Here is a 25,084-nt window from a genome sequence, read left to right as displayed (position 1 = left end):
GCCCGAGCACGGCAGAGCCCCACCGGGCCCTGCCTGCCCCAACCCCGCCCCGCCCCGCCCTGCCCTGCCCTGCCCCGCCTGACGACACCGTGGTCGATGGAGGTTCGTGATGACGTCAGTGGACACGCCGCCCGATCGGCACACCGCCACCGGCCGGATCACGTTCTTCATCGCGCTGACCGTCTTCGCCCAGGAGTCCACGTGGAACTTCTACGACGCCCAGGTGCCCCCGATGCTGCGCGAGCACATCGCCAGCGCGGCGGTCGTCGGGCTGGTGATGGGCATGGACAACCTGCTGGGCATCTTCATCCAGCCCTGGATGGGCAACCGGTCCGACAACGCCCGGACCCGATGGGGCCGCCGCATACCCTTCCTGGCCGTGGGCATGCCGGTCGCCGCCCTGGTGTTCGCGGTGATCCCCCTCGCGTCCGCCCTGCCCACGCTGATCGCCGTCATCTTCCTCTACGCGGTGATCGCGAACAGCTTCAAACCGATCGGCGAGGCGCTGCTGCCCGACTTCATCGAGCCGGAGCGGCGGAGCAGGGCGAGTGCGGCGGTCAAGAGCGCCGCCGGCCTGACCGTGATCGTCTCCGCGCTGCTCAGCGCGCTGCTGGTGGACGACCATCCGACGCTGGCGTTCTCGGTGCCGTCCGCGCTGATGCTGACCAGCGCCGCGGTTCTCGTCTGGCGCGTACGGGACAACCGCTCCCGCGGCTATCAACTCGCCCTGGCCGAGGACAGGAAGCCCAACTCCGCGCCTGCCACCCGGATGCCCGACATCATCCGGGACATCCTGCGCGACAGGGACCGCAGCCGGCTGCTCACGATCGTGGCGATCCTGCTTTTCGGCGGGGCGTGGGCGGCCTCCCGCGCGCTCATCACCCCGTACGGCATGGAGACCCTCGGGCTCTCCCGAGGCGACGCCGGCGCACTGACCCTGCCGAGCGGAATCGCCTTCCTCCTCGCGGCCTACCCCGCCGCCTTCCTGGCCGAGCGCGTGGGCCGGATCCGCACCATGGCACTGGGCGTGACACTCTTCGGCGCCGCCCTCGTCGGCGGCGCACTCGTACCGACACCGACCGGCACCGTCGTCGCCCTGTCGGTGGGCGCGGTCGGCGCCGCCGGCTTCATCATCAACGCCTCGGTGGTCCTGTGGAACCTGGCGCCGTCCTCCCAGGTACTGGGGACCTACACCGGCCTCTACACAGTCGGTTGGGCCTCCGGCGGGTTCATCGGCCCCGCGCTGGTCGGGGCGATGGTCGATGTGACCGGCTGGCAGTTCCTGCTGGCGGACGTGGCGGTGCTGACGGCCCTGGCCGTCGCCGCGGTCCTGCGGGTCGCCACCCTCCGACGCCACCACGACACCCCCGCCACCGCCCCCACCACGGCCCCTCTCTGAGCCGGCCACGAGCGGAGACCGGCGGCCACGGCGGCGGCCGGGCCGCGTCGTCACCGGTCCGCGTCGTCGCCGCGCCACCTTCTCGACCGCACAACCGGAAGGACCATCTGTGAGCAGTTCCATCGACGCCGTACGCATCCTGGTACCGGCAGGCATGCTGGGCGCCGGATTCGCGCCGGCCACCGTCGACCGCGGCATCGCACTCGGTGCCGACGTCATCGCCGTCGACGGGGGATCGACCGACTCGGGCCCCTTCTACCTCGGATCCGGCACGGCCAAAACGAGCGCGGCCGCGGTCGCACGCGACCTGCGTATCCTGCTGCGCGCCTCGTCCCGGGCCGGCATCCCGCTGATCGTCGGCTCCTGCGGCACCTCCGGTACGGACTCCGGCGTCGACTGGGTCGCCCGCATCGTCGCCGGCATCCTCGACGAGGAGCGCCTCGGCCTCACCGTGGCCACGATCTACAGCGAGCAGGACACCGCTTTCCTCCTCGACCGCCTGGAGTCACGGGCGATCCACCCGCTGGCCCCCGCGAACCCGCTCGACGCGGCCACCCTCCGGGACTGCCGCCACATCGTCGGGATGATGGGGCACGAGCCGATCGAGGAGGCCCTGCGCGGCGGGGCGGACGTCGTACTCGCCGGCCGCGCCACCGACACCGCCGTCGCGGCCGCGTACCCCCTGATGAAGGGCATGCCTCCCGGCCCCACCTGGCACGCCGCGAAGATCGTCGAATGCGGTGGCCAGTGCACCACGAACCCCCGCGCGGGCGGGGTGTTCGCCGTCGTGGACCGCGACGGCTTCACCATCGAGCCGCTTGATCCGGACGCCGCCTGCACTCCCCTCTCGGTCGCCGCCCACATGCTCTACGAGACGGTCGACCCCTTCCGTATGAGAGAACCCGCGGGCGAGCTGGACGTCGCCGGAGCCTCGTACACGGCCCTGGACCACCGGCGCGTACGGGTCGAGGGATCGCTGTTCCACCCCGCCGAGCAGCACACGATCAAGCTGGAGGGAGCCCGGCTCGTCGGCCACGAGACCATGTCCTTCACCGCGATCCGTGACGACCACATCCTCGCCAACATCGAGGAGTGGGCGGCCTTTCTGCGCAAGATCCTCACCGAGCGCGTCGCCGACACCCTCGGACTCGACGCCACCGAGTACGACTTCGACATCCGGCTCTACGGCCACAACGCCGTCCTCGAAGACCTCGACCCGGCCGACCGGCCACCCCGCGAGGTCGGCGTCATGCTGCTGGTGCGCGCCCCCGCGCAGGCCACGGCGACGGCCGTCGCGAAGATCGCCAACCCGCTCATGCTGCACCTGCCGCTGCCCGACATGCCGTACCTGCCGAGCCTGGCCTTCGCCACCTCCCCCGCCGAGACCGAGCGTGGACCCGTGTACGAGTTCGCTCTCCAGCACGTCGTCGACACCGACTCCCCCACCAGCATGTTCCGCACCGTGTTCCGGAAGGGCAGCCCGGCATGACCCACGCCCCCGTCCCGACCTTCGGCGATCTCGCCATCGAGGTCCGTTCCAAGAACGCCGGCCCGTTCTGGGTCACGTTGGAGCTGTTCATGCGTGACGCCGACGGCTACGCCCTCGCGGCCGACCCCTCGATCGTCGACGAGGAGACCATCGCCTCCCTGTACGGGATCCGCGCCGATCACGTACGGATCTTCCGTATCCCGTCCCTGAACGTCGTCAAGGTCTCCTACCCACGCCCCGTCAGCCAGGGCAGCCTCCGGGATCGTGACATCCACGCGGGTCAACACCACGTTCCCCTGGCCTCGTTGGCCGCCAGGCCGCGCCGCCCGGCGCGGTGACACGGCGGGCCCGGTGGCGAGGCCGCCGGGCCCCCGGCGCTCGGACCTCTGGCGCTCAGACCTCGGCCGCGTCCTCGAAGACCACCCGCGGCTCGGGCCGGGCGGGGGCGCTGCTCGGCAGCCCCGGCGGGAGCACCGGTGCGAGGGCGCGGAACACCGCGTACATACGCCGCTCGTCGTATCCGGCGAGGGTGTCGCCGGCCTGGAGCAGCAGTCCGCCGCCGGTCAGCTCCCGTACGTCGTGGAAGGCGCCGGTCGCCGCCAGGGCGCGGGCGCCGCCGAGCCGGGCGGCCAGTTCGGCGGGGACGCCCGTGACCCAGGAGTAGCCGCGCAGCAGGGTGCGGGACTCCCTCCGGGACTTGCGCCGGGCGCGTCTCAGGGTGGCCTCCAGGTCGGTGCTCTCGTGGGAGTTGAGGTGGTCCACCCGGGCGAAGGCCGGATTGGCTCCGTCGAGGGCCTCGGCCAGGAAGTCGACGAGACCCGCGCAGAACCCGGGATCGGCGATCCGGTCACCGGCCCGGAGATCCGCCGACAGTTCGGTGTGTCCGCCGCCGCCCGTCTGTGTGCCGCCGACGCGGCCGACGACGTCGACCCAGGAGCCCGCGTCCTCGGAGGGCTCGTGGAAGCCCGCCGCCGCGTAGAACGGCAGCGGCCGCAGCGCGTCGGCGAGCTCCGGCCAGTTGGCCCGGACGTCCCTGACCCGGATCTCGCGCCCGCCGCCGATCGACGGCGTGACCAGGGCGTACGAGTCGGCCTCGGCGTCCGCCGGGAACAGCCGGTCCAGCGCCGTACGGAACCAGTGGACGAGGAGATCCCCTTTCGGCCCGCCGGCCTGCTCGTCCAGCGTGGCCCACAGGGTCACGTCCGTGCTGGGGCTCTCGTCGTCCACCGATGTCTCCTTGCGCGGGTGCCGGCCGGTCGTCCGGTGCGGCCTCCAGTATCGGCGCCCTTGCCCCGGCCCGGCTCCGAGGCCGGGTCAGCCGATCCTCCGCAGTGTGACGTCGTCGATCCGCTCCCACGCGCTCTGGCCGGCCGGATCGTAGTAACCGACTTACAGGGAGAGCTGTGTCGCCGTGCCCGGCTTCACCGTGAGGACGAAGCGCGTCCAGTCCGGGCTGCCGCCGTGGCTGATCTCGTTGATCACGGTTCCCCGGGCCGTCCTGGCACCGAGCCAGCCGTGCTCGATGTTCCCGGAGTTCTTCACCCAGGCGGTCAGTCGGTATGTGGCGCCGGCGAGGGCCGCTGCGGCGGTTCGCAGGTGTCGTGTGCGACGTGGTGTGTGGTCTCTGAGGTGCACGGGTGCTCCTATCGGCTGGACCGTGGTGTCCGGATGGCCCGGGCCGCCGCCTGGGTCGCCTGTCGCGCCGCTTCGGCGAGGCCGGTTCCGTGGGCGAGTTGAGCCGCTGTCACACCGGCGAACACATCGCCCGCTCCTGTGGTGTCGACGGGCGTCAGACTCGGTGCGGGAAGGTGGGTCGTCCGGCCCTTCTCCACGACGAGGGACCCGTCGGAACCGAGGGTGAGGACGGCGGACACGCACAGCTCCGCGAGGAGCCTCGCGGCGTCCGCCGGGGTGTCGGCGCCGGTCAGTTGCCGTGCTTCGGTCAGGTTGACGACGAGGGGATCCGCGGCGGCGAGGACGTGTTCGGGCAGGGCGGCGCTGGGGCTGGCGTTGAGCATCAGCCGTACGCCATGAGTGACCGCCCACCGTGCCGTGGCCTCGGTGGTCTCCCGCGGGATCTCCAGTTGGGTGAGAACGAGACGAGGCGCGAGGAGGTCGAGCGCCCGGGTGACGTCGGCCGGCAGCAGCAGGTGGTTCGCCTCCGGGAGCACGGTGATGCTGTTCTCACCGTCGGGCGTCACGGTGATCAGGGCGTGTCCGCTGGGTCCTTCCACGGCGAGAAACTGGGAGGTGTCGACCCCGTGCCGTACCAGCTCGGCCGCCAGCACCCGGCCTGCGTCGTCGGATCCGCGGCGGCCGACGAACGCCGTCGTGGTCATGGCCGCCGAGGCGGCCGCCTGATTGAGACCTTTCCCGCCCGGGTGTTGCCGATAGCCGGTGCCCAGGACGGTTTCGCCCGGAGCGGGGCGACGGGGGGTGTGGGCGACCAGGTCGAGGTTCGCGGATCCGACCACGGCTACGCTGTTCAATTCTTGCTCCCGGTGGTGGCGACCGATGCGACGAAGTAGCGCTGCAGGCCGAGCAGGATCACCGCGGGAATGACCGCGAGTACGGCTGTCTCGGCGAACACGCGGCCGTAGTCGCTGCTGAACGCGTTGAAGGTCTTGGCGATGGCGACGGGCGCGAGATCCTTGCCGTCGGTGGTGGTGACGAGGATGGGCCAGAGATAGGCCTGCCATTGGAAGAGAAAGAGGATCAGACCGGTACCGATGAGCGCCGGGCGGGTCAGCGGGAGATAGATCCTGAGAAAGATCCGGGGCCATCCGGCGCCGTCGACGCGTGCGGCTTCGGCCAGCTCCGACGGGATGCCGAGGAAGAACTGACGGAGTGTGAAGATCGCCAGTCCGTTCCCGAGTCCGGGCAGGACAAGAGCGGGAATGCTGTTGGTGAGGCCCCAGTCGCTGAACGTGTGGGCCAGGGGGATGGCGATGGCTTCGAAAGGTACGAGGAAACTCAGCACGACCATGCCGAAGACGAATTTACGGCCGGGGAAGTCGACGACCGCCAGGGCGAAAGCCGCCATCGCGGAGATCACGATGCCGACAACGACGGTCAGGGCGGCGACGATCACACTGTTGGAGAGGTTGCGCAGGAAGCCGTTGTCGACCGCCGATCGAATGTTCCCCAGGGTCCAGTGCTCGGGCCACAGCATGTGCCAGTTCAGGGAGGAACTGCTGGTGAAGGTCTCGTTGGCGGTGCGGAACGTACTGGCGATGAGCCAGAGCACCGGCAGCAGGAAGGCGAGGGCCACCAGGACGGCGACGACGGCCAGGACGACCCGGCCTGTCCTGCTGGGTCCCCGGGCGGGTGCGGACGCGGGATGCGGAAGCGGGGCGCGGTTCATGGTCAGCTTCCCTCCGCGCTGCGCAGCAGCCGGAACTGGACCCCGACGATGACGATCATCAGGGCGAGCAGCACGAGGAGTTCCGCCGCGGCGGTGTGCGGATCCGACAGCTCGAAGCTGTTGTGGAAGATGTCGTACATCAGGAAGTTCGACTTTCCTTGTGGTCCCCCGTCGGTGAGGATCTGCATGGGCGCGAACAGGACGAAGTTCGAGACGGTGTCGGCGACCAGCACGAACAGCAGCGGTCGGCGGAGCAGGGGAAGCGTCACCGACCAGAACCGGCGCAGGGGCCCGGCACCGTCGATCGCGGCCGCTTCGTAGTACACGGCCGGGATGTCGTTGAGCCCGGCGATCAGGAAGATCATCCAGTATCCGACGCCGATCCAGCTTGCGATGAGGATGAGGCTCGCGACGACCTGTCCCTGTCCGGTGAGGAAGGGCTGCTGGCCGATGCCGACGGAGGCGAGTCCCGCGTTGACGGGGCCGTCCGGGCGCAGGGCGATGCCCCACACCACCGCGGAACCGGTCATGGGGACCGCGGCGGGCAGAAAGATCAGTGTGCGCCAGATGCCGGTCGCCGGCAGGTTCTGGGTGAGGAGTACGGCGAGGGCGAGCGCCAGCGCGATCTGCAGCGGGTTGACGATGACGTTGAAGATCAACGTCTGCTGGACGGACGACCAGAAGGCCTCGGAGTGGAAGAGTGCCGTGAAGTTGTCCAGGCCCACGGAGCGTGGCGGCAGGGTGCTGCCGGGCAGGCTGGTGTGGGTGGCGTCGTTGACGGCCTGGATGACCGGGACGAGCCGCAGCACGATGATGAGCGCGAGAGCGGGCGTCAGGAAGATGGCCGCGGCGCTGAGATTGCCTACGAGCCTGCGCCGGTGGAGGCTGCCCTTGCCGAGTGGCGGCGGAGCTGTCCCTCCGGCTTCCGAAGGCTGGGTGGTGAGTGTCATTGCGGATGTCCCTCCCGCCGGCCGGAGTTCTGTCGGCTCGCTCCGGCCGGTCGGTTCACACGGGTCAGCGGTACTTGGCCCATGCCTGGTTGATCGTGCTGGTGGCGGAGGACAGCGCGCTGCTCGCGGAGGCGCCGTTGCTGATGTCGTCGAAGGTCTTGGACAGGGTGTCCTCGAACTCGACGTAGCCGGCGGTCCTGGCGCGCAGTGTCGCGGTGTTGGCCAGCTCGTACTTGGTCAGTTCGACGGCGCCCGCCATGCGGGGGTCCTTGAAGACCTTCTGGTCGTAGAAGGCCGCTGTGCCGGCTGTGTTGGAGGGCGGCACGGCGAGGCTGGACATGTGCTGGGCGAACCCGCCGTTGTCGAGTGCCATGTACTTCATGAAGATCTCGGAGGCGACGGCCTGCTTGCTCGCGGGATTCAGGCCGAGGGACCATCCACCGGTGGGTGTGACGGCCTTGCCGTCCTTGAAGTACGGGTAGGCGGTGACGCCGAAGTCCAGCTTGGCGTTGTCGGTGAACTTGGTCGCCCACCAGGGGCCGCCCGGGAAGAAGGCCACCTGGCCCGAGGCGAAGAGGTCGGGGGTCTGTGCCACCGGTACGCCCCGAGGGGAGATCTTGTCCTTGTACAGCGAGCCGTACCAGGTCATCGCCTTCTCCCAGCCCGCGGTCTGCAGTTCGGGAGTGAGGTCCTCGGTACCGCCGGCGCCCGAGCCGCCGCCGAGGCTCTCGGCCAGGGGCTGCAGCTGGTAGTAGCGGTTGACCTGATCGAACAGCAGTCCCCACTTGGCGCCGGCCTGCTGGGTCTTCTTGGCGTCGGCGGTGACCTTCTCCCAGGTCAGGCGGTCGGCGGGCTTCGCCGACGGGAGGGGAACGCCGGCCTTCTTAAGGAGGGCCTTGTTGTAGTAGAGAAGCTGGCTCGATGTCTGGTAGGGCAGCGCGACGAGCTTTCCGTCGCTGGTCGCGGCCTCCTGCGAGGTCTTGTCGACCTTGCCCGCCAGGTCGGGGAAGGCCGAGGACAGGTCGGTGAGCCAGCCCCGTGCCTGATAGGCGTCGGTACGGGGCATGTCGACGTCGAAGACGTCGAGGGTCGAGTCCTGGCGGCTCAGCCGGGTGCTGAGCACACTGTTGAACTGGTCGAACGGGACCGCCTGGTACTTGACGGTGATGTTCGGGTGTTCCTCGTGGAAGGCCGCGAGCACCGGCTTGATGTCGTCCGCCGAGTAGGCGGCGCCGGCGTAGGTGATGGTGACCGGCTTGCTCGGATCCTTGAGGTTGTCCGCGGCGGTGAGACCGGCGGGCCGCTGTGCGCTGCCGGACGAGTCGGACCCGGAGCCGCAGCCGGTGACCAGCAGGGCCACGGCGACGGCGCCACCGACGAGTTGTGTGGCCGCCCTGACGGGGCGGGGAAGGACGGAAAGCTTCATGACGGTCCTCTCTGACGGTCATGGGAATCGCGGTCAATCGCCGGCGGAGATACCGGTGAGGCGATCGAGGAAGAGGCGGCCGAAGCCAGGCACGTCGGTGTCGACGGCGACCGATGCGTTGGGGGGACCGGGGGGCGGGGCGAGGGCGAGTCCGCGGTCCGCCACCACCAGGCCCCGGGCGAGTTCGCTGGTGGTGTCGGTGGCCACGTGGGCGTCGGCCCAGGTGCACAGGGACGGATCGATGACGGCCGCCACGACCAGCGGGTCGTGCAGGAAGCAGGCGTCCCTGTGTTCCTCGCGCAGGGGGAAGGCCCTGGCCAGGAAGTCGATCCAGGCCAGCGCGCACTCTCCGGCCCAGCGGCCGAAGGAGTCACCGCGGGACAGGACGGCGGCGTCGTCGCGGGTCAGACGTACCCGGGAGGTCTGGTCGATGCCCACCATGCGCAGCCGGGCGCCACTGGCCAGGACCATCGCGAGCGCCTCGGGGTCGACGTAGGCGTTGAAGTCGCCGACGACGGTGATGTTCTGGGCGTACCCGGTGGCGGAACCGGCCATCATGACGATCTCCGCCACGTTCCGCGCGAACCCCGGGTCGAGGCGCAGCGCCAGCGCGAGGTTGGTCATGGGGCCGATGGCGACCACCGAGATCTCGCCGGGATGCGCCGCCGCGAGTTCCACGAGGTATGCGGCGGCGGTCAGGTCGCTGGTCGGTCCGAGCCGGTCCCGCGCTGCCGTGGGGGCGACGGGACGGTCACCGACGACATCGTCGAACAGGGCGCGGAGGGGGGCCATGTCGCGCAGCAGCGGCCGGTCGGCGCCGCGCAGGACGGGGAGGTCCGGATGGTCCAGGCGCTGGGTGAGGCGTCTCGCGACGTCGACTCCTGTGTCGACGTCGACGTTGCCGTTGACGACGGTCAGTGCCTCGACGGTCAGTTCGGGCGAGCGCAGGGCCAGTGCGATGGCCAGGCCGTCGTCGATGTCGGATCCGGGTTCGCCCAGGCCGGGGTCGGTGTCGATGACGATCCTGCGGGTGCCGGTCAGGTGCTCACCGGTCGTGCGCGTGTGGGTCGTGGGCGTGTTGGCGGTCATGCGCGTACTTCCTGTTCGAAGGCGGCGCGGACGACTTCGGTCCGGGCGGCGAGTTCGGTGACGGTGATCCGGTCGAAACCGCGGACCGCGCTGCGGACCACTCCCCCGGTCGGCTCCACTAGCCGGGCGGGTACGGCGTCAGGACCGTGCAGGGCGCCGAAGACGCTGCCGACCGTCGCCGCTGTCGAGTCGGTGTCGCGGCCGGCGCGGACGGCGAGGGCGACGCTGCGGACGAAGTCGCCCTCGCCCCACAGGAGTGCGGCGGCGATGATGGCGGCGTTGTTGACGGTGTGCACCCAGTTGTAGCCACCCAGTTCGCTGTCGATCCAGCGCTGTGCGGTTTCCTCGTCGGCGCCCCGCTCGGCGAGGCGCAGCAGTTCGGTCTGGCTCGCGTGGAGACGGGAGCGTGGCGGTACGACGGTGAGTGCGGCGCGCAGGGCGTCGATCGGCTCGGTGGAGACGAGGGCCTCGGCGACCAGTGCGGCCGACCACATGGCGCCGTAGATCCCGTTGGCGGTGTGGGAGAGGACCGCGTCGGTCAGCGCCAGCTTCGCGGCGGCGCGCGGATCGCCGGGCCGGACATAGCCGTAGACGTCCGTCCGGATCAGCGCGCCGATCCATTCACGGTACGGATTGTCATGGGTGGCGGTGTGCGGCGGCTTCAGACCGCGGATGAGGTTGCGGTACGCCGCCCGCTCCGCCGTGAACGTCTGGGTGAAGGGGACCCGGTCGAGCCACTCGCGGCCGATGTCCTCGGTCGTCAGGCCGCTGCCGTACGTCTCCAGCAGGTGCAGGCCGAGGATCGTCCAGTCCAGGTCGTCGTCACGCGGGACGGCGTCGAAGCGGCCGCCCGCCGCGTAGGGGGCCGATTCATGCAAGTGGCTGACCCCTGCGGGCAGTTCGTCCAGCAGGGGGATGTAGCCGGTCTGCGGCCACTGGCCGACGGCTCGCAGATAGATGCCGACCTCGTCCCGCGTGAGTCCTTCGACGGGCTTGCCCATCGTGTTGGCCACGCACCGCCCCAGCCAGGCGCCCGCCAGCCGGCCGGGCAGTTGTTCCGCGACGGCGGGCCGGGCGGGTGCCGCCGGGGCGAGCGCCGCCCAGATCTCCTGGGGGTCGGACGGCTCGTCGAAGTCCCATCCGGTGGAGCGCCGCAGTGTGGCGAGCGCCTCCGATATGGAGGCCAGCGCGGCGAGGTCGTCGGCCGCGGCGGCCCGACGGGCCTCGTTGAGCAGTTCCCGCGCCGCGTAGCCCGACGACAGAAGCTGTTCGGCTTCGTCGGGGACGAGATCGCGTGGGTCAAGTACGTCGTGCACGAGCGGTGAGCTCCTCAGGCAGATTCACGATTGACGAGGTGGTGTTGGACCAGGACGCGGCGGGGCGTCTCGGAGGGCGCGTCTATACGGGCGAGCAACAGCTCTCCCGCCACCCGCCCGATCTCCTGGGCAGGGACCCGTACCGTGGTCAGGGAAGGGCTGACGAGGCCGGCCGCGTCGATGTCGTCCACCCCCAGGACGGCGACGTCGGAGGGGACGGAGAGACCGAGTGAACGGGCGGCGTCGAGGGCGCCGATCGCCATGAGGTCGTTGGCGCAGAAGACCGCCGTCGGCCGGCGCTCCAGGTCCATCAGCAGGTTCATCGCTTTCGCCCCGGACTCCCGCGTCCAGTCCCCCACCGCCTCGGCCGCCCGCAGGGGCCGTAGACCGTGATCACGCAGAGCCTGCCGATAGCCGTCGAGCCGCGCCGAACCGGGAGCGACCCGGCTGGGTCCGGAGATGATGCCGAGGTTCCGATGGCCCTGACCGTGCAGGTAGGCGACCGCGTCGGCGGCGATTCTCTCGTCGTCGGAGGACACCACGTCGGTCGATGTGCCGTGCCGAGGCGAGCCGACGGTCACCACACGGGCCCCCGAGGCGAGGAGAGGCTCCAGCATGCGGTCCGGTACGTCGACGGCGGCCACGACCACTCCGTCCACGCGGCGCTGCACCGCCTCGTTGAGGAAGGCTCCGATCGGTGGCGTACCGGCTCCGACGTCCGCCAGCAGGACGACGTATTCGCGTCCGCCGACCGCCTGTTGAAGACCACGGGCGAGGGCGGGATAGAACGGGTTCGTCAGGTCCTGGACGACCAGCGCGATGGTCTGACTGCGGCGACCGGACAGGCCGAGCGCGAAGAAGTTCTGCTGGAATCCCATCTCCTCGACCGCGCGCGTCACCTTGCGCCGCGTGGCCTCGGACACGGGCCGCCGGCCGGACAGCACGTGCGAGACGGTCGTCTTGCTCACTCCGGCCCGCGCGGCGACGTCCGATATGGTCGCCGGTCCCTTCGCCCCGCCAACACCCAAACCGGTTTGCTCAGGGGTTGTCGTAGACGCGTCATCCGTCTCGTCCATCTGCGCTCCTCGCTTGCAAACCGGTTTGCGTTTGAGTGGCAACAGTCATCCAGATCGCGCCAAAAAGTCAAGGGGTGCGCTGTCTGTAATTTGACCGAGGGCGATCGATACTCTGCGTGACAGGCACAACGCCGGGCTCCGGCCCGCGCGGCGGTCTCTCGTCGGACCGTCCCGTCGAACGGGCCTCACGTCTGACAACCTCGCGTCAGGCAGTCTCCCGTCGGACGGCCTCTCGGACGGACTCGCGTCGGCCGGTCTCGCGTAAGCCGGTCTCGCGTAAGCCGGTCTCTCAGACGCTTTTGACGACGGTGCCGGCCGCTTCGAGTGCGGCCACCTCGTCGGCAGGCGCCGTGGTGTCGGTGACGAGGGTGTGCAGGAGTGCGGCGGGGCCGACGTGGGCGTGGGCGGTGTGGCCGAGTTTGCTGCCGTCGGCGGCGACGACGATGCGGCGGCTGGAGGCGATCGCGGCCTTCTTCACCGCGGCGTCGTCGAGGTCGTAGGCGGTGAGACCCTCGGCCGCGCTCAGGCCGCAGCAGCCCATGATCGCGGTGTCGAAGCGCAGCGCCGCCAGGGAGGCGAGGGTGAGGGGGCCGGTCAGGGCTCCCTCGGCGGCGCGAGGGCGTCCGCCGGGCACCATCAGCGTGGTCGGGCCCGGGGAGTCGCCGAGTGTGTGGATGGCCTGCAAGGACAGCGGCATCACGGTGATCGGCCGTTGACGTAGAAGCCTGGCGATCTCCAGACAGGTGGTGCCGCTGTCCAGGAGAACGGTCTCGCCGTCGGCGATCAGCGAGGACACCTCGCCCGCGATCCGGCGTTTGGCGTCCACGGCCTCATGGGCGCGCAGCGCGAAGGGCGGCTCCTCGCCCCTGAGCAGCAGGGTGCGCGCACCGCCGCGGACGCGTTCGAGGGCGCCTTGCGCGGTCAGCGTGTCGAGGTCGCGCCGGATGGTCATCTCCGAGGCGCCGGTCAGCTCGGCGAGTTCCTGGACCGTGGCACTGCCCGACTCCCTGACGGCACGGGCGATCAGCCTGTGCCGGTCTGCGTTGCTCATACCCGCGATTGAACACCACCCCGGAATAAACATCCACTCTGTTCATTGAGTGGATTCACAAACATAAGAACTGTTCGTTATGGTGGCTGGCATGGACCGCCCGCTTCGATCCGCCCGTGTGGCGAACTTCGTCTACTTCGCCCTGTGCGGCGGCCTCATCGGCACCTGGGTGGTGCACATCCCCGCCGTCGAGGCACGGGTGGGCATCAGCCACGCCATGCTGGGGAGCCTGCTGGTGCTGCTGGGGCTCGGAGCCTTCACCGGCATGCGGGTGGCCGGGCGGCCGGGCGACCGTCTCGGGGCGCACGTGGTGCTCCCCATCGGTGGAGTTCTGGCCGGCGCGACCCTGGCGCTGCCCGGACTGTCGCCGGATGTCTGGACGCTGGCGGGCGCCCTGCTGGTCTTCGGCTTCTGCAACGGCTGTCTCGACGTGAGCATGAACGCCCACGCCGTGCAGGTGGAGAAGGCGTACGACCGGCCGATCATGTCGGCCTTCCACGCCATGTTCTCCGTCGGCGGTGTCGTCGCCGCGCTCGTCGGAGTGGGTACGGCGAGTGCCGGCATGAGCCCGCCCATGGGCATGGCCACCGTGGGAGTCGTCGGCATCGTGATCGCGCTGGTGGCGGCACGGGCTCTGCTTGGGACCACCCCGCCGGCCGCCACCACCACCACCACCGCCACCGCTAGGAGCGCTGCGACCACTGCCGCCGTCGGCGACGGCGGGCGGGCACCTGCCGGGCAGCGGCGCAAGCCCCCCGGGCGGATCTGGATCCTCGCCTCCCTGGCCGCGATGGTCATGCTGGCCGAGGGCGCCGCCAACGACTGGAGCGCGCTGCACCTGAAGGACGTCCTCGGCGCGCCCGCGAGCACCGCCGCCTTCGCGTACGGCACCTACGCGGCGGCCATGACCACCGGAAGGCTGCTCGCCGACCGCGTATCCGGCCGGTTCGGTCCCATGGCCGTCCTGCGTTACGGCGCGGCCACGGCCGCCGTCGGGATCACGATCGTGTCCGTCACGCCGTGGGTCTGGGCGGCGTTCGCGGGCTGGGCGCTGTTCGGCCTGGGACTGTCCGGCTGCGTACCCCAGTTGTACAGCGCGACCTGGCGCGTCGACCCCTCCGCCGCCGGGGTCAACATCTCCCGCGTCGCCGGGCTCGGCTACCTCGGCATGCTCTCCGGCCCGGCGGTCATCGGCTGGCTGACCCATCTCGTACCGCTGAACCACGCCTTCCTGCTCCTCACCCTGCTGTGTGCGATCACCGCCACCGCCGCCGGAGTCCTGCGCACCGGATCCGGCGGCGCCCGCGAGGTGGCACGGAGCAGTCATCGACCGCCTGTGCGGCACGCGCCCTGACACCGTGCCGCACAGGCTTCCTTCCACCCCCGGCCCCGGCCCGCGGATCACGCCGACGCCGGGAAATCCACCACCGACGGAAAGGGCCCCGATGCCCGAGACAGACACCACCCCCGCCACCCCCGCCCGCAGCCGTGTCGGCGTCATGCTGCCCCGCGACCTGCCCGTCCAGGACGTGCTCCCCTTCGCCCGACGGGCCGAGGAGCTGGGATTCGACCAGATCTGGGTGGTGGAGGACCTCGGCTTCCGTGGCGGACTCGCCCAGGCCGGCCCCGTCCTCGCCAGCACCGGCCACATCACCGTCGGTATCGGCATCCTGCCCGCCGGCGCCCGCAACGTGTGCTTCGCCGCGATGGAACTGGCCACCCTCGCCCAGCTCTACCCCGGCCGGCTGATCGCCGGCATCGGCCACGGCATGCCCCACTGGATGCGCCAGGCCGGGGCCTGGCCCGCCAGCCCCCTGACGTTGCTCAAGGAGTACGCGACCGCGCTGCGCCTGCTCATGCTCGGCGAGCCCGGCCCGGCGAACGGCCGGTACGTGCACTGCGAAGGCGTCGTCCTCACCGAGACCCCCGACATCGTCCCACCGGTCATCCTCGGCGTCCGCGGCCCCAAGTCGCAGGCGGCCGCGGGCGAAGTGGCCGACGGACTGCTCCTGGCCGAGCCCGCCGGTCCCGCCTACATCGCCTCTTCACTGCGGCACATGGGCAACGCCTCGAACTCCGGCGGCCTCGAAATCGTCACCTACGACGCCGCGGCCGTCGACGACGACGAGGACGCCGCCCTCGACCGCGTCCGCGCGGGCCTCGGCGCCATCGGCGAACCGGACTGGGCCCCGCACATCGACCCCCTTCCCTTCGCCACCGAGCTGCGCGCGCACCACGCCGCCTGCGCCGACGCCCAGGAGTTCACCCGGACCATGCCCGCCGCCTGGATCCGCGAGCTGAGCATCGCCGGCACGCCCGACCAGGCACGCGCGGCGATCAAGGCCCGCCACGCGGCGGGCGCCACCAGCGTCGTCCTCACTCCCACCGGCCCCGACGCCCTGGCCGCCCTCGACTCGCTCGCCCGCGCACTGGACCGTGCCTGACAGATCCCGCCACGGAGCCCAAGCCCCTGCCCCTGCCCCTGAGGAAGACACATCATGAGCACCGACCGACGCATCGTGCTGTTCGACCTCTTCGGGGTCATCGCCCGCCACCAACGCCCTGGCGCCCTGGCGGAGTTGGCCGCCCGGTGCGACGTACCCACGGACACCTTCGCCGAGGCTTACTGGGCCTGCCGCCCGCCCTACGACGCCGGGCAGCGGTCCGCGTCCGAGTACTGGACGGACGTACTGCGGCGGCTCTCCCGGACTGCCGACACCGAGGCCGACACTGACGCCGACGCCGGCGTGATCGAGGAGCTACGGCTCGCCGACATCGACAGCTGGTCGCGCGTCGACGGCCGTATGGTCGCCTACGTACGGTCCCTGCGTAACCTCGTCGAGGTCGCGCTGCTGTCCAACATTCCCTCCGACCACGCGGACGCCTTCCGCGCCGCGCAGCCTTGGCTGGGCGACCTGGACCACGTGGCGTTCTCCGGAAAGATCAACGCGGCGAAGCCGGACCCGGCGGCGTTCCACCACTGCGTCACCGCGATGCGGGCCGCCGCCGGCGACTTCCTTTTCATCGATGACCGCGAGGAGAACGTACACGCGGCGCGGGCCATCGGCATGCACGGCCACGTCTTCACCGGACTCGACGAGCTGGCGGCGACCGTCGAGGGCTGGCTGCTGGCCGACAGACGTGCCGGGTAGCCAAGTGACGTACGAGCAGCGGTCGTTGGCCGAGCCGGTAATCACTGCAGGGTGATCAGAAGACGTAGGGGATGTCGTGGACGACGTCCTGGTGACGGATGCGCCAGACGCCGTCGGTTCGGCGGAGGGTGAAGCGGTAGTACCCGGACTCGATGGGCTTGATGGTGCCCTGGGCGCCGAACGTGCCGGCGGGCCACCCGCCCTCGGGCTTCCTGGTCCCGACGACGTCGAAGGTGATGAACTGGGTGTCGATGCTCGCCTCGTCGCCATCGACGGAGACCAGATGGTCGTAGGTGGTGTGGTGGCTCCAACCCAGGGGCGGGTGCGGCGCCATGGCCGTGGACATGGACGCTGCGATCTGCGGCCCTCCGGAGAGGGTTCCCAGCAACTCCGTCCCGTCGGGCCCGCGGTGGTAGTGCACCTCGACAACCGCGTCGGCCTCGTAGAGCTGCGCCAGCGCGTCACCGTCGCGCCGGTCCGCGGCCCGGGTGTATCGGGAAACGATCTCTCTGAGCTCGTTCTCGGTGCTCATGACTCTCTCCGGTTCTCTGTGGAGTGCCTGTCGGTGTCCGGGCCTGTGCGGCGGACGGCCGCCCGGTCGCTTGTGCTCAGCCGGCGGGCACCCTCGGCGATCACAATCCGCATGCGTGAAAAGTACATATCCTTCGACTTAAATGCAACTGTAAGAGTTGCTAATATGGAGACGTCGGGAGCCACCCGGACCAAGCGGCGGAAGAGGGGGTACGGGGATGCTGGACGTGAGGTTCTCCAGCGCGCTGAAGGTCATGCTCCTGCTGGGGCATGCCGAGGAGGAGGACAGTCCCGTCCTCAGCTCGACCCAGCTCGCCAGGAGCCTGGACACGAACCCGAGCCTGGTGCGCAAGCTGATGGTCCCGCTGGTGCAGGACGGTCTCGTCACGTCCATCAAGGGCCGCAGCGGAGGTGTCCGCCTGGGCCGGCCCGCGGGCCGGATCACACTGGGAGAGATCTACCGCTCATCCATCGGCGACAAGCCCCTGTGGGCACCCCGACCGGAGGGGCCCCGGGAGTGCCTGGTCACCAACAACTCCGCCGAGTACTTCGCCAGGCTCACCAACGAGACCGAGACAGCCGTCCTCGGCGCACTGGCGGACCGCACCCTCGCCGACAGCCTCGACGAACTGCGCGCCATCGACCGGGCCGGCGGCGCTCCGGCACCGGAAGGGCCGTTGCCCGCACGCAGTCACTAGCTGGGCCGGTCGCGGTTGCGGGTGGTGTCGGCTGTCGGCATCGATGAACGCCGCATCGTAGGCAGGCTCAGCGAGCATGGACCGCACCGGGCGAAAATACTTGCGCGCCGAGGTAGTCGAAGAGTCCGTCCACCCGCCCGGTTCTACTCCTTACGCGGTGGCGGCCTGGGCGTCCAGGGTCATCGCGGTTTCCAGCGGGATCAGGCGCGCGTTCTGCAGCGTCGCGATCTCCCAGCGGTCGTTCTGCCAGACGAGCGCGAGCAGTTGCATGAAGTAGCGGCTCGACAGCGGTTCCCGCTCGCCCGCCATCACCATGCCGACGCGGTGGTGCACCACGCCCCAGCCCGGACGGACGATCCGGGCGAACGGCACCTCGCTCCGTACCAGCCGGGAACCCTTCAGCACCGTGTCGAAGAGCGGCTGATTGAACGCGATCACCGCATCGCGTCCCTTGTGAATGGTCCCCTCGAAGTCCACCAGCTCGGCGTCATCCGCGAGATCGGCGGCGAACGCGGTGGCGTCACCGTGGTTCCAACCCTCGTTCATCCGGGCCGGGACGGCTCTCATCGCTTCGACCGACTGTTCCATGTGATCGCCTTTCTGCTTCTTACGCTTTCAGTCACCATCCTCGGCGGGCCGGGCGGCCGACGCATTGACCATCTGCGCACGGTTGTTGGACGTGAGCGCCACCGCGTTGTAGCCATAGGTGGCCTTGAACAGCCGGCTGAAGTGCGCGGGATCGGCGAACCCCCACTTGGCGGCGACGGCCGCGACGGTGCGGTCGGTTCCGGCCAGGTCCGCGCGGCACCGCTCCAGGCGCCGCCGGCGGATCAGGGCCGCCACCGTCAGGGGCTGGTTCGCGAAGAGCTTGTGCAGTCGGCGTACGGACATGTGGTGCGCCGCCGCCACCTTCGCCGGGGCGAGATCCCGGTCGGACAGCCTCGCCTCGATGTAGCCGACGATCCGGGTGCGCAGCGCCTCGTCGGCGACCGGTCGCGAATTGCCCAGCTGAGCCGAGAGCGCCACCGCGATCAGCTCGATCACCGCGGCGGCCGACCTGTCCGCCTCGTCGGCGCGGAACCCGTCCAGGGATCGCGCCATGTCCCGTACGAGCGAGGACACCAGAGCCGCGGGGCCGCGGTCGCCACGAATACGCACTCCGGCGAGCCGGGCGGCGTCATCCGGTCCGAGCCGCAGCGAGCCTCGCGGTACCAGCATGGTCACGTGCGTGGTCGCGGTGCTGGCGAACCGGACCGGCCGCACCGGGTCGATCAGGACCAGGTCGGCGGGCCCCAGCTCAGCGGTGCTGCCGCCCTGCTCGGCACGCACCCGTCCCCGCGTCACCAACTCGATCTGCCACAGCTCGCTGTGGTCGGCGTGCGCGGAGCGCGCGTCCCGGAAGCACTCGCCCTCCGGGGTTACCAGCTCGGCCAGCCGCAGAGGCCCCAGATCACGGGTTACGACGCCGGCGCGGAAGTCGTCGCCGATGTGCCGACGGCCGCGCAGGGGCGGCAGGCCGCTTGTCGCGAGAGTCTCCAGGAAGGCGTCGGCGCTGTTCATACGAGGTCGCCCCACGCGACGCGGTACAGGTCGCAGTCGCGGTCGCCGTCGCCGTCGCGGAACCACGCGCCCCGAACCACTCCCCCGCGGCGCGGGCCCGCCTTCTCCGGCGCACGCCGTTCGGCGATGTTCGTCACGTCCGTCCACGCCTGGGCCGGGTGGACCGCCACGCCCCGCAGGACCAGACGTGGCAGCTCACGCACTGTGACGCTGTCTGATTCCTTTTCGCGGTGCTCCGGATACTGCATGATTCCGATCATCACACAGCCCGAGTTCGGGTCGCGTTCCCCACTACTGGTCCCGGGCGTCGGGGTCGGACCAGGTCGCCGCGAGGGCGCGCAGATCCGGAAAACGGGGGCCGGAGACCGTCTCCTGGATCGTCTCGCCGTTGAGCCAGCACACCTGCTCGGGGCCGCCGTCGCCTGTGTCGAACAGGCAGCACACCCCGCCACTGGCGGCGGTGAGGCCGGTGAAAACCTCCCTGATGCCGGTCGATCGCGCGAACAAACGGCTCATACTCGACGTCGCCGCCCAGCACTCCACCGACGCGTAACCAGGGTGCAGCAAGGACTGGAACCGGATCGTCGCGTACACGTACCCGATCTGGACGCGCCCGTCCGCCTCGGGTGCGGGGCCGTACAACTCCGCGTACTCGCGCAGCGCGTCGTCGACGCCGACGCCGACGCCGACCATGATGGACGTGTCGAGTTCGAGGGTGCCGCTCGTGGAGCAGTCGACCGGCTCGCTCTTGAACTGGGACGTGAACGGGAGGACGAGCCGTTCACCACCGGGCAGAGTGAGCTGAAGCGGGGGCACGCCACGGTTCGGTGGCGCCAGCTCGGCCAGATTGGCCAGCACCCTGGCGACGTTCCGCGGACGCAGGTAGATGTCGTAGCCGTAGATCAGCCCCACGCTTCCCCCTCCACCGGACCGAACCGCACCCTCTCATGCCCCGCCCCTTACGCACCGCCGGCGGCCGGGGGCCGTTGGGCCGGGGCAGGGCCGGGACGCGTCGGGCGCGGTCCTGTCAGGAGCCCGTGGGTACGGCCTCCGGGCTCGGACGGCCGAGCGGCGGCGGCGCGGGTGCCAGGTGGAGCAGGGCGTTCGCGGTCGCTTCGTCCGCCGGGTGGAAGGCCCAGATCTTGTGGCCTTCGCTCCCCGGCAGGTCCAGGACGTGCTGGTCGAGCGCGAGCGGTCCCACTCTCGGATGTCGCAACAGTTTGTGGTCCATCGCCTTTTCGTAGAGGACGTGCTCGCTCCAGGCGGACCTGAAGACATCGCTGCGCGCGGTCAGCTCCCCCAACAGCTCCGCCAAGCGGGCCGAACCCGCCTCGGAGCCGGCCTGTGCGCGTAGGGCCGCCACCATGCAGCGGGCCAGCTCGGGCCAGTCGGTGAAGAACGACCGCGCCCCGGGGGCGAGGAACACCAAGCGCGCATAGTTGTCCCGGGGCTCCATCCCCTCGTGGAGAAGATCGCCGAGTGCGTTGCCGCCCACGATGTCGAGCCACCGGTTGACCAGCAGGGCGGGCACCGTCATGGAGCCGAGCAACTGGTGCACGGCCTCCCGGCGATCCGTGCCCATGCCGGGCGCCTCCCCGCCCGTGGCGGTCCCGGCGGAGAGTTCGCGCAGATACCGCTTCGCCACCGTGTCCAGCAGCAACGCCCTGCACAGGCCCTCCACCACCGCGTGGGACGGCCGGCGTTCCCTGCCCTGTTCGAGGCGTACGTAGTAGTCGGTGCTGATCCCGGCCAGGAACGCCACTTCGTCCCGCCGCAGCCCCGGCACCTGGCGCCGCGACCCCGCGGCCAGCCGGTGCTGTTCGGGCCGTACCTCGTTCCGTCTGGCACGCAGGAAGTCCGCCAGTGGCCCGCCTCCGCCGCGCTCCGTCGAAACCTTCATCCCACCAGCGTAACGACGGGGCGCCCAACCGAACGAAGTGTGCCGACCCTCGGGGCGAGGCGCCCGACCTGCGCCGACCGGGACTCCGTGGTGGGTGCGTCACTCATACCCGACCCGTTCGCCAGGTGGCTAACGTCTCGAACGCCTACCGGAAAAGTCCGGCACGCCAAGGAAAAGAGATACGTCGATGTTCGTCATCACCGGCGCCGGTGGCCGCACCGGACGCGCCGCCGCCCTGCACCTGCTCGCAGCCGGGTACCGAGTCCGGGCCGTCGGCCGCTCGGCCCGGCGGCTCGCCGACCTCGCCGAACGCGGCGCCGAGGTGTGGGAGGCCGACCAGACCGACGCCGCCGCACTGGCGGAAGCCTTCCGCGGCGCGGCCGGCGTCTACGCGGTGATCCAGCCCAACTACATCCCCGGCCACCCCGACTTCGGCGCCTTCCAGGACCAGGTGGCGGCCTCCCTGACCGAGGCGGTCACCGAGTCCGGCGTGACCCGTGTCGTCGGACTCAGCAGCTGGGGAGCCCAGCACGCCGCCGGCACCGGGCCGGTCCTGGGACTCCACCGCTTCGAGCAGCGTCTCTCGGCGCTCCCCGGAGTCGACACGCTGTGGCTGCGGGCCGGCTACTTCATGGAGAACCTGCTGCCCCACATCCACTCGGCCAGGGTCCACCACCGCATCAGCGCCCCCTTCGAACCCGACGTTCCCCTGCCCTTCGTCACCACCCCCGACCTCGGGGGCCGAGCCGCGGAGGAACTCGCCACCGGGACCTGGCACGGTACGGAGGTCCTGGAGCTGCAGGGCGAACGCGACGTGAGTATGCGAGAGGCGGTGGGCGTGATCGCGAAGGCCGTGGGTGCGGACGACCTCACGTACGAGCAGATCAGCATCGCCGATTTCCACGCGGGACTCCGCGCCGAAGGCGTGTCCGTCAACGTCGCGGACATGATGGCCGAGGTCGGCGCAGCCCTCAACTCCCGGCACACGCGGATGGAGCAGCCACGCACGGCCCGCACCTCCACCCCCACCTCCATCGAACGGTTCATCGAGGAGGAATTCGCTCCCCGGTACCGCGCGGCCGAATCGGAGTGAACGTCGCGGAACGGGTCTGCCGCCCGCGCGTTTTCCCGTAGTCCGGCGGAGGTGGGGACCGGCCGCACATCCGCGGTGACCACGGTGCGGATCGGTGAAGTCGTCGAGCGGCAGCTCGAAATAGCCCGCTCCGCACCGGAGTTCCGCTCGGCTCTGCGCTGTCCTCAGGCGGGAAGTGCCGCCCAGAAACGGCGCAGCACGTCTGCTGCCCGTTCGGGGTCCTGGAGCATCCAGTAGTGGGTGAGACCGTCCAGTTCCACGAGCCGGGCCCCGAAGCGTGCGGCCACTTCCCGGTCCCGCGCGGGCTGCGCCATGGGGTCACCGGTCGGGGCCAGTATCAGTCCCGGAGCGACGACGGGACGGTCGACGTTCTTGCCCCAGTCGGCATGGAAGTTGGGCCAGGCGGAGCGGTAGAGCGCCAGAATGGCGGCGCTCATCTCCTCGTCGTGTACGTCGTCGATCTCCCGCGCCAGTTCGGGGCTCAGGCCGCGGGGCTGCAGGAGATCGCCGAAGGTACGGCCACTGCCGGACGGCGACTCGCGCAGCCCGGCCAGCGATTCCTCGCCCTCCGGGCTCCGCTGCCAGTAGGTGGCCGCCTCGTGCCACTGGTAGTCGGGGTGCCAGCCGTGGGCGACGTCGGAGACCCAGCTGCGTACCGGCACGTCGTAGGCGGAGACGACCCGCATCGCGAGGTGGCCGCCCCAGTCGTGGCCGACGACATCGACCGGCCCGTCGACGGCACGCAGTTCGTCGGCGAGCCACGCCGCGTACGCCTCCTTGTCCCGGTCCCGCGGGTGAGAGGCGCGGGGGCCGCCGAAGCCGGGCAGCCGCAGGGCGACGGTCGGCTGATCGATCCGTTCCCGGACGCCGTTCCAGATGGTCGGTGTCTCCGGCACCCCGTGCACGAATACGACGGTCATGGCTGCTCCCAGCGGTTACGTGGATCGGCTAAGCGGATCGACTAAGTGGATTGGCTATCAACTTCACCGTAACACGAACCTGATAACCTATCCATCTAGCATCGTGAGCGGGAGTGAGGGAACGTGCGAGCCGACGCCGTACGGAACAGACAACGGATCTTCGACGAGGCCCACCAGGCCGTCACCGCCGGGGAGATCACGCTCACCCTCAACGAGCTGGCACGCCGGTCCGGTGTCGGGGTCGGGACGGTCTACCGGCTCTTCCCGACCCAGCGGGCGATGCTGGAGGGCGTCCTGGCGGACTCTGTACGGGGCCTCATCGACGTGGCGACCGAGGCGGAGCGGCTACCGGAGCCCGTCCAAGCCCTCATCGAGTTCCTCCACGCGGCACTCTCGGCCGCCCTCGCCCAGCCCGGCCTCGTCGACATCCTGATCACCGCGACCGACGAGACGGAATCCCTGCGCCAGGCCAAGACCGAACTGGGCGCGGCCACTTCCCGTCTTCTCGCACGTATTGAGCCGGCTCCCGCCCTCACCGCCGAAAACCTGCTGAAGCTCCTGTGCGGACTGGTCCATGCCGTCAACGAGCACCCCGCGGACCGGCGGACCGGCGCGGCCGAGGCTTACCTCCGCATTCTCCGGGGAGGGCTCTCACCCAGACACGTTTGATCTCGGTCATCAACCCGTGTCCGTCAGAAGCTTCGCCGTCGCGTACGGCCCTCGATCGGCGGCAACGCGTGCGCCCGCGTCGATGTCGAGCACGGCCACCGCGGCGCCGGCCCCGGCGACCGGGCCCGCTGTCGGGAAGCGCCGCTCATGCCAGTGCGGTGTGGTTCGCCCAGGCGACCTTGTACGGGTGCCTGGCCTGCCAGCGGCCGATGACCTCGTGCAGGCCCGGCGCGGTGAACGACTTCGCGAGGGCGTCGGTGTCGGCGACAGCGACCCGCACGATCGCGGTCGCGATCAGGGCTGGAATGGCCTCCTCGCCGGGGACGGGGATGTGGCGCCGGGACGTGACCGACTCCACGAATCCGGAGTCGAGCATGACCTTTTCGATATCCGCGAGGTATTGATCCAGCTCGGCGTCGGGCAGCGGCTGGTCGAAGGAGACAATCATCGTGTGCGTGATCATGCGGTCAATCCTGACTCCGTACGGCGCCGGCGTCCAAGATCGGTTTGCCATCCGGCGATAACCTGGAGGCATGGTTGAACTGGAGACCCGCGAGCTCGAGTACTTCATCGCGCTCGCCGACGAGCTGCACTTCGGCCGGGCCGCCGTCCGGCTCTCGATCGCCCAGCCGGCGCTGTCGAAGGCCATCCGGCGGATCGAGAACCGGCTCGGTGTCCCGCTCTTCATCCGCTCCAGCCGGCACGTCGAACTCACCCCGGCCGGGAAGGCGTTGCAGGAACACGGTCGGCACGCGCTCAACGCGGTCAGCGCCGCCGTCCGGCACGCCCAGCGGGCCGACGACGGTCAGGCCCCCTTGCGGCTCGTACTCAAACCCGGCGGCGACGCCGGCCTGCTCTCCGGCCTCCTGGCCGAATACGCGCAGCAGCCCGACGCACGTCAGGTGGACATCCTGTTCAGCGGTCCGACCGACCGGGCCGACTTCCTGCGCGACGGCCGGGCCGATGTCGGCCTCCTCTACGCGCCGTTCGACGACCTCGACGGCCTGGCCCACGAGACGCTGCTCACCGAGGACCGCGTCGCCGTCGTCCCGGCCGGACACCGGCTGGCCGGACACACTTCCGTGCGCATGTCCGATCTGGACGGTGAGCCGCTGCCGCGTTGGAAAGGGACACCGAGGAGTGATGGCACCGATCCCGAGATCGCCGACGTGGTGCAGATGTTCCAGATGATCACGGTGGGCCGGATGATCGGAATGCTGCCCCGCTCGCTGGTCGAACCCGTCCCGGCCGGCCTGGTCCGCGTCCCGGTGGCCGACGCACCGCCCAGCCGCCTGGTACTTGCCTGGACCGAGCAGGATCGCCGACCGCTGGTCGCCTCGTTCGTGGCCGCGGCACTCAGGCAGCGCCGGGAATATGCCCAGATCACCCGGACGGAGTGAG

At 70.4% G+C, this 25,084-nt stretch carries 28 protein-coding genes; 10 read left to right on the top strand and 18 right to left on the bottom strand.

Annotated features, from left to right (window positions below; genetic code table 11):
* Nucleotides 1-109: 109 nt before the first annotated feature.
* From ACFUN8_RS06050 to ACFUN8_RS06040, 3 genes are all read left to right on the top strand, one after another.
* Nucleotides 110-1,399: an MFS transporter gene (locus tag ACFUN8_RS06050; RefSeq protein WP_383632132.1), complete on the top strand. Its 1,290-nt coding sequence runs from the start codon at nucleotides 110-112 to the stop codon at nucleotides 1,397-1,399.
* Nucleotides 1,400-1,508: 109 nt separating this feature from the next.
* Entirely contained in the window at nucleotides 1,509-2,888 is a 1,380-nt protein-coding gene (locus ACFUN8_RS06045; protein ID WP_383632129.1) for an acyclic terpene utilization AtuA family protein, read from the top strand.
* Nucleotides 2,885-3,226, top strand: coding sequence for a DUF4387 domain-containing protein (locus ACFUN8_RS06040; RefSeq protein WP_383632126.1), 342 nt, complete (start codon nucleotides 2,885-2,887; stop codon nucleotides 3,224-3,226). Before ACFUN8_RS06045 ends, ACFUN8_RS06040 begins: the two co-directional genes overlap by 4 nt.
* A 55-nt stretch (nucleotides 3,227-3,281) precedes the next feature.
* On the opposite strand, the gene ACFUN8_RS06035 is transcribed toward ACFUN8_RS06040, so the two are convergent.
* The 10 genes from ACFUN8_RS06035 to ACFUN8_RS05990 all read right to left on the bottom strand — a co-directional run bounded on the left by ACFUN8_RS06035 (nucleotide 3,282) and on the right by ACFUN8_RS05990 (nucleotide 13,160).
* A complete protein-coding gene (locus ACFUN8_RS06035) occupies nucleotides 3,282-4,115 on the bottom strand; it encodes a hypothetical protein (RefSeq protein WP_383632123.1) in 834 nt (277 codons plus the stop codon).
* A 162-nt stretch (nucleotides 4,116-4,277) separates the two neighbouring features.
* The gene (locus ACFUN8_RS06030) at nucleotides 4,278-4,523 is read right to left on the bottom strand and encodes a hypothetical protein (protein WP_383632120.1); all 246 of its coding nucleotides are present in this window, start codon (nucleotides 4,521-4,523) and stop codon (nucleotides 4,278-4,280) included.
* Nucleotides 4,524-4,531: 8 nt separating this feature from the next.
* Nucleotides 4,532-5,377, bottom strand: a complete 846-nt coding sequence (locus ACFUN8_RS06025) for a ribokinase (protein ID WP_383632117.1) — start codon at nucleotides 5,375-5,377, stop codon at nucleotides 4,532-4,534.
* Nucleotides 5,374-6,252 (bottom strand): carbohydrate ABC transporter permease, encoded by an 879-nt coding sequence (locus ACFUN8_RS06020; RefSeq protein ID WP_383632114.1) that lies wholly within the window; start codon nucleotides 6,250-6,252, stop codon nucleotides 5,374-5,376. The genes ACFUN8_RS06025 and ACFUN8_RS06020 overlap by 4 nt, the downstream gene beginning before the upstream one ends.
* Before the next feature lie 2 nt (nucleotides 6,253-6,254).
* Nucleotides 6,255-7,202: a carbohydrate ABC transporter permease gene (locus tag ACFUN8_RS06015; RefSeq protein ID WP_383632111.1), complete on the bottom strand. Its 948-nt coding sequence runs from the start codon at nucleotides 7,200-7,202 to the stop codon at nucleotides 6,255-6,257.
* A 64-nt stretch (nucleotides 7,203-7,266) separates the two neighbouring features.
* A complete protein-coding gene (locus tag ACFUN8_RS06010) occupies nucleotides 7,267-8,628 on the bottom strand; it encodes an ABC transporter substrate-binding protein (protein ID WP_383632108.1) in 1,362 nt (453 codons plus the stop codon).
* Nucleotides 8,629-8,661: 33 nt separating this feature from the next.
* Nucleotides 8,662-9,717: a nucleoside hydrolase gene (locus ACFUN8_RS06005; protein WP_383632104.1), complete on the bottom strand. Its 1,056-nt coding sequence runs from the start codon at nucleotides 9,715-9,717 to the stop codon at nucleotides 8,662-8,664.
* Nucleotides 9,714-11,033 (bottom strand): ADP-ribosylglycohydrolase family protein, encoded by a 1,320-nt coding sequence (locus ACFUN8_RS06000; RefSeq protein ID WP_383632101.1) that lies wholly within the window; start codon nucleotides 11,031-11,033, stop codon nucleotides 9,714-9,716. The genes ACFUN8_RS06005 and ACFUN8_RS06000 overlap by 4 nt, the downstream gene beginning before the upstream one ends.
* Before the next feature lie 14 nt (nucleotides 11,034-11,047).
* Nucleotides 11,048-12,109, bottom strand: coding sequence for a LacI family DNA-binding transcriptional regulator (locus tag ACFUN8_RS05995; protein WP_383632098.1), 1,062 nt, complete (start codon nucleotides 12,107-12,109; stop codon nucleotides 11,048-11,050).
* Nucleotides 12,110-12,398: 289 nt separating this feature from the next.
* Nucleotides 12,399-13,160: a DeoR/GlpR family DNA-binding transcription regulator gene (locus ACFUN8_RS05990; protein WP_383632095.1), complete on the bottom strand. Its 762-nt coding sequence runs from the start codon at nucleotides 13,158-13,160 to the stop codon at nucleotides 12,399-12,401.
* A 91-nt stretch (nucleotides 13,161-13,251) separates the two neighbouring features.
* Between ACFUN8_RS05990 and ACFUN8_RS05985 the strand changes: the two genes are divergently transcribed.
* The 3 genes from ACFUN8_RS05985 (at nucleotide 13,252) to ACFUN8_RS05975 (ending at nucleotide 16,312) form a co-directional block, all read left to right on the top strand.
* A complete protein-coding gene (locus tag ACFUN8_RS05985) occupies nucleotides 13,252-14,514 on the top strand; it encodes an MFS transporter (protein WP_383632092.1) in 1,263 nt (420 codons plus the stop codon).
* A 91-nt stretch (nucleotides 14,515-14,605) separates the two neighbouring features.
* Nucleotides 14,606-15,604: an LLM class flavin-dependent oxidoreductase gene (locus tag ACFUN8_RS05980; RefSeq protein ID WP_383632089.1), complete on the top strand. Its 999-nt coding sequence runs from the start codon at nucleotides 14,606-14,608 to the stop codon at nucleotides 15,602-15,604.
* Between the two features lie 54 nt (nucleotides 15,605-15,658).
* Nucleotides 15,659-16,312: an HAD-IA family hydrolase gene (locus tag ACFUN8_RS05975; protein ID WP_383632086.1), complete on the top strand. Its 654-nt coding sequence runs from the start codon at nucleotides 15,659-15,661 to the stop codon at nucleotides 16,310-16,312.
* 55 nt (nucleotides 16,313-16,367) lie between these two features.
* Here ACFUN8_RS05975 and ACFUN8_RS05970 read toward each other — a convergent pair whose 3' ends face one another.
* Nucleotides 16,368-16,844 (bottom strand): nuclear transport factor 2 family protein, encoded by a 477-nt coding sequence (locus tag ACFUN8_RS05970; RefSeq protein ID WP_383632083.1) that lies wholly within the window; start codon nucleotides 16,842-16,844, stop codon nucleotides 16,368-16,370.
* A 217-nt stretch (nucleotides 16,845-17,061) separates the two neighbouring features.
* Here ACFUN8_RS05970 and ACFUN8_RS05965 point away from each other — a divergent pair, with 217 nt between their 5' ends.
* Entirely contained in the window at nucleotides 17,062-17,541 is a 480-nt protein-coding gene (locus tag ACFUN8_RS05965) for an RrF2 family transcriptional regulator (protein ID WP_383632080.1), read from the top strand.
* 150 nt (nucleotides 17,542-17,691) lie between these two features.
* On the opposite strand, the gene ACFUN8_RS05960 is transcribed toward ACFUN8_RS05965, so the two are convergent.
* The 5 genes from ACFUN8_RS05960 to ACFUN8_RS05940 all read right to left on the bottom strand — a co-directional run bounded on the left by ACFUN8_RS05960 (nucleotide 17,692) and on the right by ACFUN8_RS05940 (nucleotide 21,001).
* The gene (locus tag ACFUN8_RS05960; protein ID WP_383632077.1) at nucleotides 17,692-18,129 is read right to left on the bottom strand and encodes an SgcJ/EcaC family oxidoreductase; all 438 of its coding nucleotides are present in this window, start codon (nucleotides 18,127-18,129) and stop codon (nucleotides 17,692-17,694) included.
* A gap of 27 nt (nucleotides 18,130-18,156) precedes the next feature.
* Nucleotides 18,157-19,101: a helix-turn-helix domain-containing protein gene (locus tag ACFUN8_RS05955; RefSeq protein ID WP_383632074.1), complete on the bottom strand. Its 945-nt coding sequence runs from the start codon at nucleotides 19,099-19,101 to the stop codon at nucleotides 18,157-18,159.
* The gene (locus ACFUN8_RS05950) at nucleotides 19,098-19,349 is read right to left on the bottom strand and encodes a hypothetical protein (RefSeq protein WP_383632071.1); all 252 of its coding nucleotides are present in this window, start codon (nucleotides 19,347-19,349) and stop codon (nucleotides 19,098-19,100) included. Before ACFUN8_RS05950 ends, ACFUN8_RS05955 begins: the two co-directional genes overlap by 4 nt.
* Before the next feature lie 43 nt (nucleotides 19,350-19,392).
* Complete coding sequence (locus ACFUN8_RS05945; protein ID WP_383632068.1) at nucleotides 19,393-20,013, bottom strand: hypothetical protein; 621 nt, start codon at nucleotides 20,011-20,013, stop codon at nucleotides 19,393-19,395.
* A gap of 115 nt (nucleotides 20,014-20,128) precedes the next feature.
* Entirely contained in the window at nucleotides 20,129-21,001 is an 873-nt protein-coding gene (locus ACFUN8_RS05940) for a helix-turn-helix domain-containing protein (RefSeq protein WP_383632065.1), read from the bottom strand.
* 187 nt (nucleotides 21,002-21,188) lie between these two features.
* On the opposite strand from ACFUN8_RS05940, the gene ACFUN8_RS05935 reads away from it, so the two are divergent.
* Complete coding sequence (locus ACFUN8_RS05935; RefSeq protein ID WP_383632061.1) at nucleotides 21,189-22,094, top strand: NAD(P)H-binding protein; 906 nt, start codon at nucleotides 21,189-21,191, stop codon at nucleotides 22,092-22,094.
* A gap of 164 nt (nucleotides 22,095-22,258) precedes the next feature.
* Here ACFUN8_RS05935 and ACFUN8_RS05930 read toward each other — a convergent pair whose 3' ends face one another.
* Nucleotides 22,259-23,014 (bottom strand): alpha/beta fold hydrolase, encoded by a 756-nt coding sequence (locus ACFUN8_RS05930; protein ID WP_383632058.1) that lies wholly within the window; start codon nucleotides 23,012-23,014, stop codon nucleotides 22,259-22,261.
* A gap of 123 nt (nucleotides 23,015-23,137) precedes the next feature.
* On the opposite strand from ACFUN8_RS05930, the gene ACFUN8_RS05925 reads away from it, so the two are divergent.
* The gene (locus tag ACFUN8_RS05925) at nucleotides 23,138-23,683 is read left to right on the top strand and encodes a TetR/AcrR family transcriptional regulator (RefSeq protein WP_383632055.1); all 546 of its coding nucleotides are present in this window, start codon (nucleotides 23,138-23,140) and stop codon (nucleotides 23,681-23,683) included.
* A 145-nt stretch (nucleotides 23,684-23,828) separates the two neighbouring features.
* Here the strand turns inward: ACFUN8_RS05925 and ACFUN8_RS05920 are convergent, their stop codons facing one another.
* On the bottom strand, nucleotides 23,829-24,146 hold the full coding sequence (locus tag ACFUN8_RS05920; RefSeq protein ID WP_383632052.1) for a hypothetical protein: 318 nt from the start codon (nucleotides 24,144-24,146) through the stop codon (nucleotides 23,829-23,831).
* A gap of 70 nt (nucleotides 24,147-24,216) precedes the next feature.
* Here ACFUN8_RS05920 and ACFUN8_RS05915 point away from each other — a divergent pair, with 70 nt between their 5' ends.
* A complete protein-coding gene (locus tag ACFUN8_RS05915; protein WP_383632049.1) occupies nucleotides 24,217-25,083 on the top strand; it encodes a LysR family transcriptional regulator in 867 nt (288 codons plus the stop codon).
* The last annotated feature ends 1 nt before the right edge of the window (nucleotide 25,084 follow it).

The organism is Streptomyces sp. NPDC057307, from assembly GCF_042667665.1.
GTDB lineage: Bacteria > Actinomycetota > Actinomycetes > Streptomycetales > Streptomycetaceae > Streptomyces.
The sequence above is the reverse complement of the archived record's forward strand: the minus strand, read 5'-3'. Positions and strand labels throughout refer to the sequence as shown.

Bases quoted from the DNA above. Each gene is read 5' to 3' on its own strand.
- ACFUN8_RS05990 (WP_383632095.1), bottom strand. From the start codon at position 13,160: ATGAGCAACGCAGACCGGCACAGGCTGATCGCCCGTGCCGTCAGGGAG.
- ACFUN8_RS05940 (WP_383632065.1), bottom strand. From the start codon at position 21,001: ATGAAGGTTTCGACGGAGCGCGGCGGAGGCGGGCCACTGGCGGACTTC.
- ACFUN8_RS05960 (WP_383632077.1), bottom strand. From the start codon at position 18,129: ATGGAACAGTCGGTCGAAGCGATGAGAGCCGTCCCGGCCCGGATGAAC.
- ACFUN8_RS05985 (WP_383632092.1), top strand. From the start codon at position 13,252: ATGGACCGCCCGCTTCGATCCGCCCGTGTGGCGAACTTCGTCTACTTC.
- ACFUN8_RS05955 (WP_383632074.1), bottom strand. From the start codon at position 19,101: ATGAACAGCGCCGACGCCTTCCTGGAGACTCTCGCGACAAGCGGCCTG.
- ACFUN8_RS06050 (WP_383632132.1), top strand. From the start codon at position 110: ATGACGTCAGTGGACACGCCGCCCGATCGGCACACCGCCACCGGCCGG.
- ACFUN8_RS05920 (WP_383632052.1), bottom strand. From the start codon at position 24,146: ATGATCACGCACACGATGATTGTCTCCTTCGACCAGCCGCTGCCCGAC.
- ACFUN8_RS06040 (WP_383632126.1), top strand. From the start codon at position 2,885: ATGACCCACGCCCCCGTCCCGACCTTCGGCGATCTCGCCATCGAGGTC.
- ACFUN8_RS05930 (WP_383632058.1), bottom strand. From the start codon at position 23,014: ATGACCGTCGTATTCGTGCACGGGGTGCCGGAGACACCGACCATCTGG.
- ACFUN8_RS05970 (WP_383632083.1), bottom strand. From the start codon at position 16,844: ATGAGCACCGAGAACGAGCTCAGAGAGATCGTTTCCCGATACACCCGG.
- ACFUN8_RS05965 (WP_383632080.1), top strand. From the start codon at position 17,062: ATGCTGGACGTGAGGTTCTCCAGCGCGCTGAAGGTCATGCTCCTGCTG.
- ACFUN8_RS06015 (WP_383632111.1), bottom strand. From the start codon at position 7,202: ATGACACTCACCACCCAGCCTTCGGAAGCCGGAGGGACAGCTCCGCCG.
- ACFUN8_RS06010 (WP_383632108.1), bottom strand. From the start codon at position 8,628: ATGAAGCTTTCCGTCCTTCCCCGCCCCGTCAGGGCGGCCACACAACTC.
- ACFUN8_RS05995 (WP_383632098.1), bottom strand. From the start codon at position 12,109: ATGGACGAGACGGATGACGCGTCTACGACAACCCCTGAGCAAACCGGT.
- ACFUN8_RS05950 (WP_383632071.1), bottom strand. From the start codon at position 19,349: ATGCAGTATCCGGAGCACCGCGAAAAGGAATCAGACAGCGTCACAGTG.
- ACFUN8_RS05975 (WP_383632086.1), top strand. From the start codon at position 15,659: ATGAGCACCGACCGACGCATCGTGCTGTTCGACCTCTTCGGGGTCATC.
- ACFUN8_RS05915 (WP_383632049.1), top strand. From the start codon at position 24,217: ATGGTTGAACTGGAGACCCGCGAGCTCGAGTACTTCATCGCGCTCGCC.
- ACFUN8_RS05935 (WP_383632061.1), top strand. From the start codon at position 21,189: ATGTTCGTCATCACCGGCGCCGGTGGCCGCACCGGACGCGCCGCCGCC.
- ACFUN8_RS06020 (WP_383632114.1), bottom strand. From the start codon at position 6,252: ATGAACCGCGCCCCGCTTCCGCATCCCGCGTCCGCACCCGCCCGGGGA.
- ACFUN8_RS05980 (WP_383632089.1), top strand. From the start codon at position 14,606: ATGCCCGAGACAGACACCACCCCCGCCACCCCCGCCCGCAGCCGTGTC.
- ACFUN8_RS06005 (WP_383632104.1), bottom strand. From the start codon at position 9,717: ATGACCGCCAACACGCCCACGACCCACACGCGCACGACCGGTGAGCAC.